The 13,189-nt window shown below is 62.8% G+C and carries 12 protein-coding genes and 1 pseudogene; 4 read left to right on the top strand and 9 right to left on the bottom strand.

What is annotated here, in order from left to right; all coding sequences use genetic code 11:
* The first annotated feature begins 202 nt into the window (after positions 1–202).
* The gene (sthA, locus tag AC0V7N_RS26790) at positions 203–1,591 is read left to right on the top strand and encodes a Si-specific NAD(P)(+) transhydrogenase (RefSeq protein ID WP_475451234.1); all 1,389 of its coding nucleotides are present in this window, start codon (positions 203–205) and stop codon (positions 1,589–1,591) included.
* Between the two features lie 54 nt (positions 1,592–1,645).
* Here sthA and AC0V7N_RS26785 read toward each other — a convergent pair whose 3' ends face one another.
* The 6 genes from AC0V7N_RS26785 to AC0V7N_RS26760 all read right to left on the bottom strand — a co-directional run bounded on the left by AC0V7N_RS26785 (position 1,646) and on the right by AC0V7N_RS26760 (position 7,687).
* Positions 1,646–2,158 carry a hypothetical protein gene (locus tag AC0V7N_RS26785; protein WP_475451233.1) on the bottom strand — a complete coding sequence of 171 codons (513 nt, stop codon included), beginning with the start codon at positions 2,156–2,158 and terminating at the stop codon, positions 1,646–1,648.
* Between the two features lie 298 nt (positions 2,159–2,456).
* The gene (locus AC0V7N_RS26780; protein WP_496627381.1) at positions 2,457–3,563 is read right to left on the bottom strand and encodes a hypothetical protein; all 1,107 of its coding nucleotides are present in this window, start codon (positions 3,561–3,563) and stop codon (positions 2,457–2,459) included.
* Positions 3,563–4,180 (bottom strand): 5-bromo-4-chloroindolyl phosphate hydrolysis family protein, encoded by a 618-nt coding sequence (locus tag AC0V7N_RS26775; protein WP_475451232.1) that lies wholly within the window; start codon positions 4,178–4,180, stop codon positions 3,563–3,565. The genes AC0V7N_RS26780 and AC0V7N_RS26775 overlap by 1 nt, the downstream gene beginning before the upstream one ends.
* 14 nt (positions 4,181–4,194) lie before the next feature.
* Positions 4,195–5,766 carry a substrate-binding domain-containing protein gene (locus tag AC0V7N_RS26770; protein WP_475451231.1) on the bottom strand — a complete coding sequence of 524 codons (1,572 nt, stop codon included), beginning with the start codon at positions 5,764–5,766 and terminating at the stop codon, positions 4,195–4,197.
* An 11-nt stretch (positions 5,767–5,777) separates the two neighbouring features.
* Positions 5,778–6,857 carry a toxic anion resistance protein gene (locus tag AC0V7N_RS26765; RefSeq protein WP_475451230.1) on the bottom strand — a complete coding sequence of 360 codons (1,080 nt, stop codon included), beginning with the start codon at positions 6,855–6,857 and terminating at the stop codon, positions 5,778–5,780.
* Positions 6,858–7,027: 170 nt separating this feature from the next.
* Positions 7,028–7,687, bottom strand: a complete 660-nt coding sequence (locus AC0V7N_RS26760; protein ID WP_475451229.1) for an alpha/beta hydrolase — start codon at positions 7,685–7,687, stop codon at positions 7,028–7,030.
* A gap of 201 nt (positions 7,688–7,888) precedes the next feature.
* On the opposite strand from AC0V7N_RS26760, the gene AC0V7N_RS26755 reads away from it, so the two are divergent.
* A complete protein-coding gene (locus tag AC0V7N_RS26755; protein WP_475451228.1) occupies positions 7,889–9,088 on the top strand; it encodes an OpgC family protein in 1,200 nt (399 codons plus the stop codon).
* 12 nt (positions 9,089–9,100) lie between these two features.
* Here AC0V7N_RS26755 and AC0V7N_RS26750 read toward each other — a convergent pair whose 3' ends face one another.
* Positions 9,101–10,177: a LacI family DNA-binding transcriptional regulator gene (locus AC0V7N_RS26750; protein ID WP_475451227.1), complete on the bottom strand. Its 1,077-nt coding sequence runs from the start codon at positions 10,175–10,177 to the stop codon at positions 9,101–9,103.
* Positions 10,178–10,540: 363 nt separating this feature from the next.
* Between AC0V7N_RS26750 and AC0V7N_RS26745 the strand changes: the two genes are divergently transcribed.
* Entirely contained in the window at positions 10,541–10,690 is a 150-nt protein-coding gene (locus tag AC0V7N_RS26745; RefSeq protein WP_081850367.1) for a hypothetical protein, read from the top strand.
* A 12-nt stretch (positions 10,691–10,702) separates the two neighbouring features.
* Here the strand turns inward: AC0V7N_RS26745 and AC0V7N_RS26740 are convergent, their stop codons facing one another.
* Together AC0V7N_RS26740 and AC0V7N_RS26735 are read right to left on the bottom strand one after the other, a co-directional pair.
* Positions 10,703–11,062, bottom strand: a complete 360-nt coding sequence (locus tag AC0V7N_RS26740; RefSeq protein ID WP_475451226.1) for a DUF423 domain-containing protein — start codon at positions 11,060–11,062, stop codon at positions 10,703–10,705.
* Positions 11,063–11,108: 46 nt separating this feature from the next.
* Positions 11,109–12,363 (bottom strand): annotated as a pseudogene (locus AC0V7N_RS26735) (multidrug efflux MFS transporter).
* Between the two features lie 117 nt (positions 12,364–12,480).
* Here AC0V7N_RS26735 and AC0V7N_RS26730 point away from each other — a divergent pair.
* On the top strand, positions 12,481–13,146 hold the full coding sequence (locus AC0V7N_RS26730) for a GntR family transcriptional regulator (RefSeq protein ID WP_475460505.1): 666 nt from the start codon (positions 12,481–12,483) through the stop codon (positions 13,144–13,146).
* Positions 13,147–13,189 lie beyond the last annotated feature (43 nt).

Below are 13,189 nucleotides of genomic sequence, written 5' to 3'. Positions count from 1 at the left end.
GTAACAGGGCCCGACATAGGGTGCGGACCGCTCGATGATGAAATGGTGAAGGCCAGTGTCGGAATCAAGGTCGGCTTCCGGAGAGCAAGGCTCGAGCGACGCAGGACACAATCCGAATCGGTTGAATTTGCCGCGCGGATGGCATTAGCTTGTTGCGGCGCAACAAAAGCACTCTGAAGCAGAGGCGAGGGGACGGAGAAATATGGACTACGACATGCTGGTCATCGGCAGCGGCCCTTCCGGCCGCCGCGCCGCGGTGCAGTCGGCCAAGCTCGGCAAATCCGTGCTGGTGGTCGACCGTGGCCGGCGTCTTGGCGGCGTCTCCGTGCACACCGGCACCATCCCCTCGAAAACGCTGCGCGAAACCGTGCTCAATCTCTCGGGCTGGCGCGAGCGCGGTTTTTATGGACGCGGCTACAGGGTCAAGCAGGACATTTCCGTCGGCGATCTGGTCGAGCGCCTGCACAAGACGCTCGATCACGAGGTCGAGGTGCTGCAGCACCAGTTCATGCGCAACACGGTCAAGAGCGCGCGTGCCTCGGTAAAATTTCTCGGCCCCAACAAGGTCAGCCTGACAGCCGACAATGGCGATTACAGCGAAGTCGGATTCGCAAATGCGCTGATCGCGGTCGGCACCAGGCCGCACCGGCCGCGCGACGTGCCTTTCGACAAGACCCGCGTCTTCGACAGCGACGAGATGCTGGAACTCGGCCAGTTGCCGCGCACGCTGACGGTGATCGGCGGCGGCGTCATCGGCGTCGAATATGCGACGATCTTTTCCGCGCTCGACGTGCCGGTGACGCTGGTCGAGCCGCGCAACACCATCCTCGATTTCGTCGACCGCGAGATTGTCGACGATTTCATTCACCAGATGCGCGACCGCGGCATGACGATAAGGCTGGGCAGCGCGGTGAAGGAAATCCGCTCCAAGCCGGAAACGGCCGAGGTGGAACTGGCCGACGGCCGCACCATCCGTTCGGATGTCGTGCTCTATGCCGCGGGACGCACCGGCAACGTCGGAACCTTGGGCCTCGACGTGGTCGGCATCGAGGCCGACTCCCGGGGCCGCATCAAAGTCGACCCGCAGACTTTTCAGACCAGCGTTCCCAACATCTACGCCGCCGGCGACGTCATAGGTTTTCCCAGCCTCGCCTCGACCTCGATGGAGCAGGGCAGGGTGGCCGCCTGCCACGCCTTCGGCGTGGCGCTGCCGCCGCCGCCGGAAACCTTCCCCTATGGCATCTATGCGGTGCCGGAGATTTCGACGGTCGGCCAATCCGAGGAACAGGTGCGCCAGAGTGGCGGCGCCTATGAGGTTGGCGTTGCGCGCTTCCGCGAAACCTCGCGCGGCCACATCATGGGCGTCGACACCGGCTTCCTGAAGCTGCTGTTCTCGATCGAAACGCGCCGCCTGCTCGGCGCGCATATCGTCGGCGAAGGCGCCACCGAGCTCATTCACATCGGCCAGGCGGTCATCAATCTCGGCGGCACGGTCGACTTCTTCGTCAACAACACCTTCAACTATCCGACGCTCGCCGAAGCCTACAAGATCGCCGGACTGGACGCCTGGAACCGGATGGGACGGGGGTAGAGCAAATCCCCGTTGCTCAAAATCTGCCTGCTGAAGCCGGTTTTGAATCAGGGATCAATTGATTGGTGAGTCCAATTTGACGCCAGAGTTCAAGTAGATTGCGCCGTAGGGATTATATTTGAAGTCGTCTTCGTCGTAGTCGTCGATTGGCAGCAACATCGCACCGTGGCGGGCTAAAACCATTTCGACTCCGTCAATGAACATCTCATCGGCAACCCTGTCGATTATCGAGCTGAGCAGCAGGTCATCATCTGAAAGGCTCCTCGGCACGAAAACCTCCGGCAGCCCAATGAGATGAAAGCCGACGCTGCAGAGGAATTCCCCGTCACTTAACGGCCGCCTGCTGAAGGCAAAGCGGCAGAGGCGAGCTAATGTGACGTCTTCCTTGGCATGCTCTACATCATGACCGAATTCCGTCCACCGAGCGACACCGTGCGCGACGCCAGCACTCTCACCCTTTACAGCGATAGCGCCGTTGGCCAGTGAATAGGTGATCAGACGAAGAGCCGTCGTAGACGTTTCAAGGGTATCTTCCGCATCCATATACGGGCCGAGCACATAGATCACGCAGCCATGTTCGAGGACGGCCCTTTCGTCCTCCTCGGTTCTGGCGGTCTTGTGTACACGATCTCAAGACACCTCGAATGACCGCGCCATGCGATCATCTGGCGTATCTTGCGAAAACTCTGTGTCGATCTCAAACCCAGGAGCGAAGTTGTCGATTGCCGACTGTATCAGGCTGCAAAGTTCAAGAAATCGCCCTTCTCAGCCCAAGAGGCAAAGCACATGGCGTGGCTGAAATTCTGAAAAACTCATGGACGCAACCCTTCAGCATTCGCCAGGAGTTTGATTCACTCAACAGGGCTCAACCTTCCATCTGGGCGAGCAGCGCCAGCATCACATCGGCTGAAGGCATCGGCAGCACCGCTTCGATCTCCGCCGGTCTCACCCCGGCGATGGCGTCGGCGTCACCCGCCACGGTGCCGAGCGGGCCGCGGAACCCGTGCTTGGACCAGGCGAGCTGCTGCAGCTTCGGACTGGTCAGCGCCTCCAGCAGCCGGTCGACCGCCGGATCGATGACGATCAGCGGATGCGCTGAGTAGACCGTCGGTCTGGGGTAGAGGATTTCGGGCTTCGCGCCCATGCCGGCCTGCACCCTTTGCCAGCGCGCCGGGTCGGCGAGCGCCCATTCGACCAGCTGGTTTTCATAACCGACCACCATCGGCTCGGCGCCGAGGCCACCGGCGATGTATTGGTCGAACAGTTTTCCCGACGACGATGATTTCAGGCCCATGCTGCGGAAGATCGCCTTGGCCTGGTCGCCGTGCTGCGCCAGCAGCTCCTGCGTCGCCACGTCGCCGCTCATCAGGCTGAGCACAAGGCCGGCGAACATGAAGCCGGAATTGGAACGGTTGGGATCGGTGGAGACGATGCGGGCCCGGCCATAGAGTTCGTCGATGCCGAGATCGGACCAGTTCTTGCCGGCCAGAATGGCATCGAGCAAGGCCTTGAGATCGAGCTGATTGTAGCCACCCTTGGCAGCGACCGTGACCAGCCCGCTCTTCTTCAGCCCTTCGACCACCGGCCCCCAGGTGTAGACGACGATCGGCGAATTCAGCACCACCTGGTCGTTGCGGATCGCCACTCCGCTTTTGCGGGCGAGATCGACCATGATCGAGGAGGATGGCCACAGGAATTGCGGTTTCTGCGACAACAGTGCTGCTTCCCGCACCATCTCGACCGAACCAGCGACACGTGCGTCAAGCTCCAGCCCGTAGCCAGCCAGCGCATGGACGACATCGGGGTCGGCCAGGAACGCTTGCTTCTCGCCGCCGATGAAGCCGAACAGATGCGCTTTGTTACCGAGATAGCCGCGGAATTCGGGGCGATCCTTGAGCGTCAGATAGCCGCCGGTGCCGGCGGCGGCGGCACCCAGCAGACCCAGTCCGAAAGCGCGGCGTGAAATGGCCATCAGCGACCAATATCCTCTTTCAGCGACTCCTGAATGAGTCGCAGGTCTACGTCGAGCGTGCCGAGTTCGGAGTCGGCCAGGCTGTCGGCATAATGCGTGAAAGCATCCTGAAGCTTGGTGATGACCGCACCGATATTGGTGAGCCGTGCCTGGCTTGGCGCGCGCCGGTTGGCCAGCGCCGCGTAGCCTTCCGACACTTCGGCCGCCTGCGGCACGTAATAAGTGAGGAACCGCCGCACGGCGGGCGCGCTTTCGGGCTTGGCTTCGACCCTGGTAATGACATCGGCGGCGACGTCGGACAGGTTCTTCACCTTTGCCGCCATGTCCTTGTCGGAAATGGTCCGCGCGGTTGCCGCCAGGCGGTCCGCCGCCGGCTGGGCCTGCGCCAGCAACTCGCGCGCAAACGCGACCCGGCTGCCACTGAGCGAATTGAGGTCGAGCCCTTCGAACAGCTGGCGTGGCGCCAGCACGAACACCAGTCCGGCAAAGACAAGTGCGGCAATAATTGCCGACACCAGGAAGGGGAAATGGGTGAGGAGGCTCAGCCCGACCAGCAACGCCGCCGAGACAAGGCCCGCTATGATCCAGTTCCAGTCGTTGCCGAACAAGCCACGCATCCTAGCCGCGCATCTCAGTTGTAGCCGCGGGCAGCGCGGAAGGCGCCCGCCAGATCGCCGCTGCCATCGAATACGCGTGCCGAAGTCGCCTTGGCAAGGCTGTCGAGCTGGCTCTTGTCGGCATCGCCGAAGGTGATGCCGAACACCGGCACGCGCACCGGCGCGCTACGCCACTGCTGAAGGAAGAAGTCGGCGCTGCCGTCTGTCCTGCCATCGGTCATGATGATGATCGCTGGCAGGTATTTCGACAAATCCGGCGTCGCGGTGATCTGCTGCAGCGCCTGCTGGGCACAGGCATACATGTCTGTGCCGCCGCCGGCATGTTGATCAGCGACGTCTGCCAGCAACTGGGCTTGCCCGGCAGCATCGCCGGTCGCCGCGAAATTGGCACGCACGGCGCTGTCGAACGGCAAAACGAAGATATGGTCGGACGGCGTCCACTGCACCAGCACCTCGCTGGCCTTTTCCGGCGTGAACAGGAACTGCGCGGCAGCCTGCAGCTGTTTCTCGCCCTGGTCCTCCATCGAGCCGGAGAAGTCGAAACATAGCGCTGTCAGCGACGGCTTGCGCAAGGCTTCCTGGTAGAGATCGAGCGCCTTGCGGATCACCGCCGGCTCCGGCATCCGGATCGACGTCACCAGCTTGCCCGGATCGAAATTCCAGTCGGGCTCGGCCGCGGCCTGGATCGCCGAGCCACCCAGCGGCAGCCGCCGGCCGGTGTCGGCAATCCGCTTGCGCACCGCGTCCGACTGCAGATAGGCGAGCAGGTCGGTGAAGAACTTTTCGACCTCCGGGCCGCGTCCATGGTCGATGAAGCCGAGCGGGGAATCGCCGACCGCGACGCCGTCGGCCGGATAGACGGCATAGAGCGGCTCCTTGCCCATCTGCTTCAGTTTGTCGTTGGTCTCCTTCAGCGTCGCCTCATAGTTCCACATCGCGTCGTAGACGGTGCCCTTGCCGGCGCTGTCGACATAGAGATCGGCGAGCCAGCCCGACGAACCGGACGAACGCTCGACGCCCTGCAGCAGGGCGCTTACGGTTTCACGCACATTCGGATTGTCGAGGTCGCCGGGCTCGATCACTTCCTTGCCGCCGAGCGCGCTGGACAACATGGCGAGATAGGCGCTGGCGCCGGAATTGGACTGTGTCGCCGACGTCATCAGGAATTTGAGCTTGCCGTCTTTCACCGCGGCCAGAATGTCCTTCATGAAGACCGGCTTGCCGATCCAGCCGAGCTCCGTGGCCTTGGATTTGCGCACACCCAGAATGACCGGCATCTGCGCAATCGAGGTCAGGTTGCGCACTTTGCGGCCGCTATCGAACAGGTCGACCCACACGCTCGAGGCCGGCCAGACCGCGTCCTGGTCAAGTCCGGCAGGCCGTTGCAGGCCAAGGCCGATGTCGAGCGAGCCTTCATAGGCGAAGGTGCAGGTAGCGCCTTGCTTGTCGCAGAACTCCTGCACGATGGGCTGCAGCACTGTGTTCTCGGAGCCGGATACAATCGAGAACTTGACGTTGCTCGAATTGCACGCCGCCAAAAGCACTGCGAGGGCCAGCAGCAGAACGGACGTCAGCGTCTTCGGCATGGCGGTTCCGATCAGCCTTGAGTCAGCGCTTTCTTGAGATCGAGCGTCATCTGGTCCATCTGCTTTTCGGCATCCGCCCGCTTCTGGCGGCCTTCCTGCTGGACCTTCAGCACGCCTTGCACCGTATCGATGAGGTCGCGATTGGCCTGTGCCAGCGTCTCGACATCGACAATGCCGCGTTGCGCCTGCTCCTCGATTGAGATCGCCTGGTCCTTCATCATCTTGGAGGTCTGGCGGATCATCTCGTTGGTGGCGTCCGTCACGGTCTTTTGCAGTTCAAGCGCCGATTTCTGGTTGGTCAGGCCAAGGAGGATGACCATTTTCTGCTTCCAGGCCGGCACGGTCAGCGCCGAGGTAGCCTGCAAATTCTCGATCAGTGTCTCATCGCCGGACTGGACGATGCGGATCTGCGGCAATTGCTGGATGCCGAGCTGACGCGCCTGCACCAGATAGAAGACCCGCTTTTCCAACCGGTCGAGCGCCTGCACCGCGTCCTGATAGGTTTGCGCTTCCAGCGTACCACCAACATCGCCGCCTCCGGCATCGGCGGCAGCCTTCAGTTTCGGCAGTTCGTTGGCGCGGTAGTCGTCAACGAATTTCTTGCCAGCCTGCACATAGGCATCGAGCTTGAGGATGGAGTCCTTGGTCTGCTCATGCAGGTCGTCGAGCACGGCGATGTCGCGCCGCAGCGTGTCCTTGTGGCGGTCGAGCTCCAGGCCGATGCGGTCGATCTGCCCCGCCACATCCTCGTATTTTTCCTTGAAGCGCTCGAGCCGTGCCTTGAACGAGGAAAACAGATTGCTCAAAAACCCCTGATCCTTCAGCGCTGCCGGATCGAGGTTCTTGGCCTTCATGATGATATCGGTCAGCAGGTCGCCGGTGTCGCCGAGATCGCGATTGCGCAGCTGGGACAGGATCTTGTCGGCATAGTCGCTGACGGATTGCTGGGCGCGGTCGCCGAACACCGAAATCGCGGCGCGGTCGCGCACGTCGATGCTGTTTTCAATCCTGGCAATCTCGGCCGGATTGGCCGCGATGACGGGCAATTGCGAAGTATCGTCGAGCAGAGTGATGCTGTTCTTGTCGGTCATGCAGACCTCCCCTCAGTGAACAGTATCTCGATAGGCCGGATGTAACAGACATATGTCGCCGCTGTGGACAATGGAAGGTCCGGGCTGTTTCGTTGGTGAATAGTTGCTTTTATCGCACTTATTCTGGTGCTTCCTGCCGCGAAACAGGCCGCCTGACGCTCACAGGCGGCTCACGCCACGGCAGCCGATCCCGCCAGCCACTGCCTGACGATGGCGGCGTCCGGATCCCCGATTTCATGGCCTGATGGGATGATCCGGGCGTCGATCTCGGCGTGGTGCCGGCTGAGCAGTCTCACCAGCGCCGGCGCGAAGGGGCCGTAGGTCTCGTCGGTGGCGCCGGCGATGATCAGTGCTCGTGTTCCCGTGAGATCCGTCGCCGGCACGTGGTCGAGCACAGGCATTGGCCTGAGCAGTGCCGCCCTGCGGACAATGCCGGGATGGAGCAGCATCAAGCTGGAAACCAGATTGGCGCCGTTCGAATAGCCAAGGAATGTTGCGTGATCGAGATCAAGTCCATGGCGCCTGGCGGCCTCGCTTGCGAATGCCGCGAAGGCAGCTGTTTCGGCGAGGATGCTCCTCTGTTCGAAACGCGTCGGGCTTATCCGCTCGAACCAGCGAAAACCATCCTCCTGAGGGATACGGCCACGCGCCGCGACCAGCACGGCGCCGGGCGCGATCCGTCTTGCCAGCGGCACCAGAGTGGTCTCGTCGACGCCCGATCCATGCAGCAGGAACAGGCATTCACGGCTGTCTTTGCCGGCGTCGTGAATGCGATAGGGAAAGGCCAGATCCGTGAGCAGCGGGCCGTTTTCGAGGCTGTCGCCAGTCATCCCGCATCCTCTTGATTATATGAGGTTCCGCTGAATTTGCCGGCTTCAAAACGCAATATTTTCGTGCTCCGCGAAAGTTGATTGAACCAGGCGCATTCCAGCCCGTTTCTGCGCCGATATACTCAGCGTGGGAGGAATCGAAGCGGTGCGCCGGGGGTCGCATTGCTGGACATGAACAACCAGCTTTGAGGCCTTTTGTCGATGACTACCCCTGTTTTGTCGGATCGCAATTTGCGTATCCCGGAACGCGACACGCGTATCGACGTGCTGCGCGCTCTTGCGCTCATCGTCATTTTCATCGACCACGTGCCGGGCACGGCTTTCGAGGCCTTCACCTACAAGAATTTCGGTTTCTCGGACGCGGCCGAGGCCTTCGTTTTGATTTCCGGCATCTCGGTCGCGCTCGCCTACGGGACCAAGTTCCGGCCGGGTGGCCGGCTTCTCGCCACATTGAAGATGTGGCGGCGGGCAGGCATGCTCTACATCGCCCATATTGTCACGACCATGGTGGTGATCGCCCTGTTCTGCGCCGTGGCGGTGTTCACCAGGCGGCCGGAACTGCTCAAGTTGATCAACATCGAACCATTGATGAAGAACACGCCGGAGGTGCTGGTCGGCATCGTCACGCTCGGCCATCAGCTCGGCTACAACAACATCCTGCCGGTCTATGCCGCGCTGCTTTTGATGGCGCCGGCCTTCGTCCTGCTGATCAGCTATCGGCCTGTCGCGGCGCTCGTCGCCTCCGGCGCGCTGTGGCTCGTCGCCGGCATCTGGCAGATCGCCCCGCCCAATTATCCCGAGCCCGGCTTCTGGTTCCTCAACCCTCTGTCCTGGCAGTTCCTGTTCAACATCGGCTTGGCCAGCATGCTGCATGTCAGGCGCGGCGGTGCCATTCCGGTCAACCGCTGGCTGGTCGCCGCGGCCGCGGCCTATGTGGCGACGGCTTTGGTCTGGGTGCACAGTCCGCTCTGGGGGCAGATAACCTGGTTCAAGTTGCCGGTGGTGATCGGCGGCTTCGACAAGACCTTCCTGTCGCTGCCGCGTCTGTTGCATATCCTGGCGGTCAGCTACCTCATCGTCGCCCTGCCGTCGCTGTCGAACCTGTTCCGCACCAGCCCGGACCATCCACTGGCGATACTCGGCAAGCGCTCGCTGCCGGTTTTCATTGCCGGCACGGTGATCGCCATGATCGCGCAGGTGATGAAACTGATCAATCCGGGCGGGCTTGCCTATGACAGCCTGCTGCTGTCGGCCGGCATCGCCATGCAGTTCGCGCTCGCCTTCTATCTCGAATGGCTGTCGACCATCGGCGGCTCGGGCAAGGCCCGCACGACGCAAAAGGATGTCACGCCGGTCCGAGCGTCTTTCGGCATCTCCGCCGTCGCAAGAGCCAATCGCTGAGAGGGGCGCGGCTCAGCCGCGCGGCGGAGCCGACGACGCGCGCACGATCAGTTCGACCGGCAGCAACTGCCGGCTGACCTTGCCGTCGTTTTCCAGGATCGCCTTGACGGCCAGGCGGCCCATCTCCGCGATCGGCTGGGCGATCGTGGTCAGCGACGGCTCGGATACGGCGGACTCCGGAACACCGTCGAACCCGACGACGGAAACATCGTTGGGGACGTTGAGCTTGCGCGCGCTCAGCCATTCGAGCGTTACCAAGGCTATTTTGTCCGACATCGCCAGGATGGCCGTGGGCGGCTCCTTGGCCGCGAAGATGGTTTCGAGCCCGGCTTTCGCGCTGGCCGCATCGTTGGCGGTCTCGTAGACGGGCACTTTGGATGTGTCGACGCCAACCCGCGAAAGCTCCTGAAGATAGCCGGTGAGGCGGTCGCGCGTTCCCGCATAGGTCGCGGAGCGAACCTGCTCGGGTGAAACGAGACCTGTCCTGCCGTCGGCAAAAGGCAGTGCCAGAACGGCAAAGCGGCGATGTCCGAGATCGGTGAGATGGCGCGCCGCCAGGCTGGCGCCGGCGATGTTGTCGACACCGATCGCCGCGACCGCCCCATCCTCGGAGTCCAGGTCGAGCGCCACGAAGGGCAGTTTGCGCTCACGTGCCAATTCCACCAGGCGCGAACCGCCTTCGACGCAGAAGACGATGAAGCCGTCGACCAGGGCGCTCTGGATGTTCCAGGCAAGCTGTTCGTTGTTGGCGGCCGAAACCAGGGAGATACCGGCTCCCGTTGCATCGCAGGCCTGCGAGATGCTCGCCATCATGACCCGCGCGAAGGGATCGTCGAAGAAATAGGAGAGGGGTTCGGCCGTGGCGACGCCGATGGCGTTGACCTTGCCGGCCCGCAGCAGGCGACCCTTGGGATCCGGTCCGCCATAGCCCATCGCCTCGGCTGCTGCCTTGACCCGTTCGCGCACTTCCTCGCGCACGATCTCGGGGCGGCTGAAGACATTGGATGCGGTGCCGTGCGAAACCCCGGCGGCCTTGGCGATGTCGGCCAGCCGGACGGGTCTTCGATTGCCTGCGGTGAGTGACGCCATTGTACGTGCCTCCTGACATGCATTTAGCACGTTCCGGATTTGCATCTAGCACTTTCGTTGGATCGATTCAAATTTCACTTGACCACAGACGCTTGAAGATCCATATTTGAATCGATCCAAGATGCAGATTTGTTCTGCGAAACGACCCAGGGGAGGTGCGCCATGCATCCCGTCAATTATCTGTTCCAAGACATCTATCGCAACGACTGGAGTATCGGGTCGGGTGCCGACAGGCCCGCGCGCCGGGGTAGGGCCGCCCCATGGATTCGCGACCTTCGCTTCCTTGTGGAGCGCAAGCGGAGCTGATCGGCGCCATTTTTTTGCGTGCCGATTGGATCGATTCAATTCAAAGGGAGAAAAGCCATGCATCCCATCAAGCATCTGTTTGAGGACATCTATCGCAACTACTGGGGCATCGCGCCGGCTGCCGAGCGGCCGAAGGTGCGACGCCTGACCAAGCCGGCCGCGCGCAATCGCGATCTCTGGGTCCGCACCGAACGTCCCCGGGATTGATCCTGTTTGGCCTCAGGAGCGCGGGCGTACCAGGGCGGAAATAGCTATCCCCAGCCAGCCGGCGATGAGCAGGGTGCCTCCGATTGGCGCCGACATCGGGAACAGTCTCGATCCCAGGAAATCGCGGGCGAGAAGATCGCCCGCGAAAAGCAGGAGCCCGACAAGCAGGACCACGCTCGCAATCCGCAGGCAGCGATTCGCGCCGATGAGGCCGACGGCGAGGAAGACCGGTGCGTGCATCAACAGGAACGACGCGGCCGTGTCGGTGAAGGCGCCGCCGCGATGCGCTGCGGCCGCCGACAGCACCACACCCGCCGCGCCGACGAGGCCGCCGGCAAACACAAGGATACGGCTGGGTTCGGCGGATTTCATGTCGGCTAGCTCCTTGTTGCGTGAAACGGCGAAACCCTAAAGCCGCTCAGGACTCACTCGCTTCCAGCGCCATATGCCGTGTGCGCCGCGATTGGACAATCCAGTTGTAGACGGCGCCGCCAGCCATCAGGGCGGATGTACCGAGGAACACCGCCCGCATGCCAAAATGGCCGCCGACGAAGCCGCCGGTCAATGGTCCTGCAACCTGCCCGACATATTGCGCCGAGATCGCCAGGCCAAGCACATTGCCGCCGACGCCGTCCGGGATGTTGTGGCGGATGACGCTGGTGATGCAAGGCAGCAGACCGCCGAGCGCCAGGCCCATCAGGAAACGCAGGCCGATCAGTTGCCAGCCATTGGTGACAAAGGCCTGCGGGATGAGCAGCAGGGCCGAGACGGCCAGCGCCCCGACGACGACGTTCCAATGGCCGACACGGTCGGCAAGCTTGCCCAGCCATGACGCCGACAGGATCGTGCCAAGGGCCGCCGCCGACATCACCACGCCCGCGACCATCGTTACCTGGCTCTGATCCTCGATGAGCTGCTGCACATAGACGGTGATGATCGGCTCGATCGACATGGTGGCGAAGGCGAGCAGCATGCCGGTTGTCAGCATGGCCACCACCGGGCGCTTGTCCGGAATTCTGCGACCAGCCGCTTTTCGGCTTCACGCTTGACGCTGCCTTGGCCGCCTGTGGGCGCGGATTCTCCTTGATCAGGAATGTCGTCGCCAGAAAGGCGAGGAAGATCATGCCACCCGACAAAAGGAAGGTGGTGCGGATGCCGATCAGTGGCGGCAGTGCACCGCCGAGCAGGGGGCCGACCAGCGACCCCGCCGTGATCCCCGCCGACAGCACGCCCAGCGCCCAGCCGGAGCGGTCCTTCGGCGTCTGCATGGCCACCAGTATGGTCGACCCCGAGGAATAGCCGCCGGCAAAGCCGATCAGCAGGCGCAGCAGCACCAGTTGCCAGACGGTCTCGACCATGCCTGTCAATGACATGCAGATAGCCATGCCGAAGCTGGCGCGCACCAGCATCACCTTGCGGCCGTAGCGGTCGCCCAGCCTTCCCCACAACGGCGCGACCAAGGCCGCGGCGAAGAAGGTGGCGCCATAGGCGATGCCCGACCACTGCACGATCGCCTCATGGCCCTGTGCGCCAAGCTGTTCGACATAGAGCGGCAGGAAAGGCAACAGCAGCGTCATGGCGATGAGCGTGCTGAACGAGCCCGCGAAACAGACGGCGAGATTGCGCCGCCAGTGGATGTTGTAGCCGCTTTGTTGCGTGACTTCCTGTGCCATGTCCTGCCTGCCCGATATCAGCGCTTGTTGCGGATACCATTTTGGGATACCAAACCGGTATCCGTCATGAACTCCAACCCAGGCGCTGTCAATGCGGCTTGGGAAAAGGGCAACGCAATGTCGCAGATGCAGAATGTCGAACGACAGTTGCGCGAGATGATCCTGGGGCTCGAGATCGGTCCAGGCGAGAAACTGACCGAGCGCTGGATCGAAGCACGCTTCGGCGCCTCGCGCACGCCGGTCAGGGCAGCACTTCTGCGCCTGGAGACCGAGGGGCTGGTGGGCAGGGATGGCCGCGGCTGGACGGTGTCGCCCATCAACCTCGCCGAGCTCGAGCAGATCGCGGTCTATCGCGAAGCGGTCGAGGTCGCGGCTTTGCGGCTGACATGCACGCGCGCCGACGCGAATGCCATCGATGTCATCGAGGCGATGCTCGATTCCTGCGACGAAAACACGCCGCGGGAGGAATGGCATCGCGTCGGCATGGATTTTCACATCGAGCTGGCGCGCCTGTCCGGCAACGAATTCCTGTTCCGGGCCGTGCGCGATGCCATGACGCGCCTGTCGCGCGCCCGCTGGCTGGAGGTGCGAGACGAAGCGGCCCTTGGCCGCGCCTGGGCCGAACATCGCGCCATTCTGGCGGCAACACGCCTTGGCGAGGCCGATGACGCGGCGCGCCGGCTTTCAGCCCATATCGTCGGCAGCCGCGACCGGCTGGTGACGTCGCTCGCCAACGACCGACGCGGTCTTCGCGCCAGGGGCTTTGCCGTCGTCGCCGCTTAGCGCGCTCTATGCGGGGCAGGGGCCCGCCGGGCAAAAGAGGCTG

It is taken from the genome of Mesorhizobium kamtschaticum (assembly GCF_056174585.1).
This window is presented reverse-complemented; position numbering and strand designations above follow the sequence as displayed.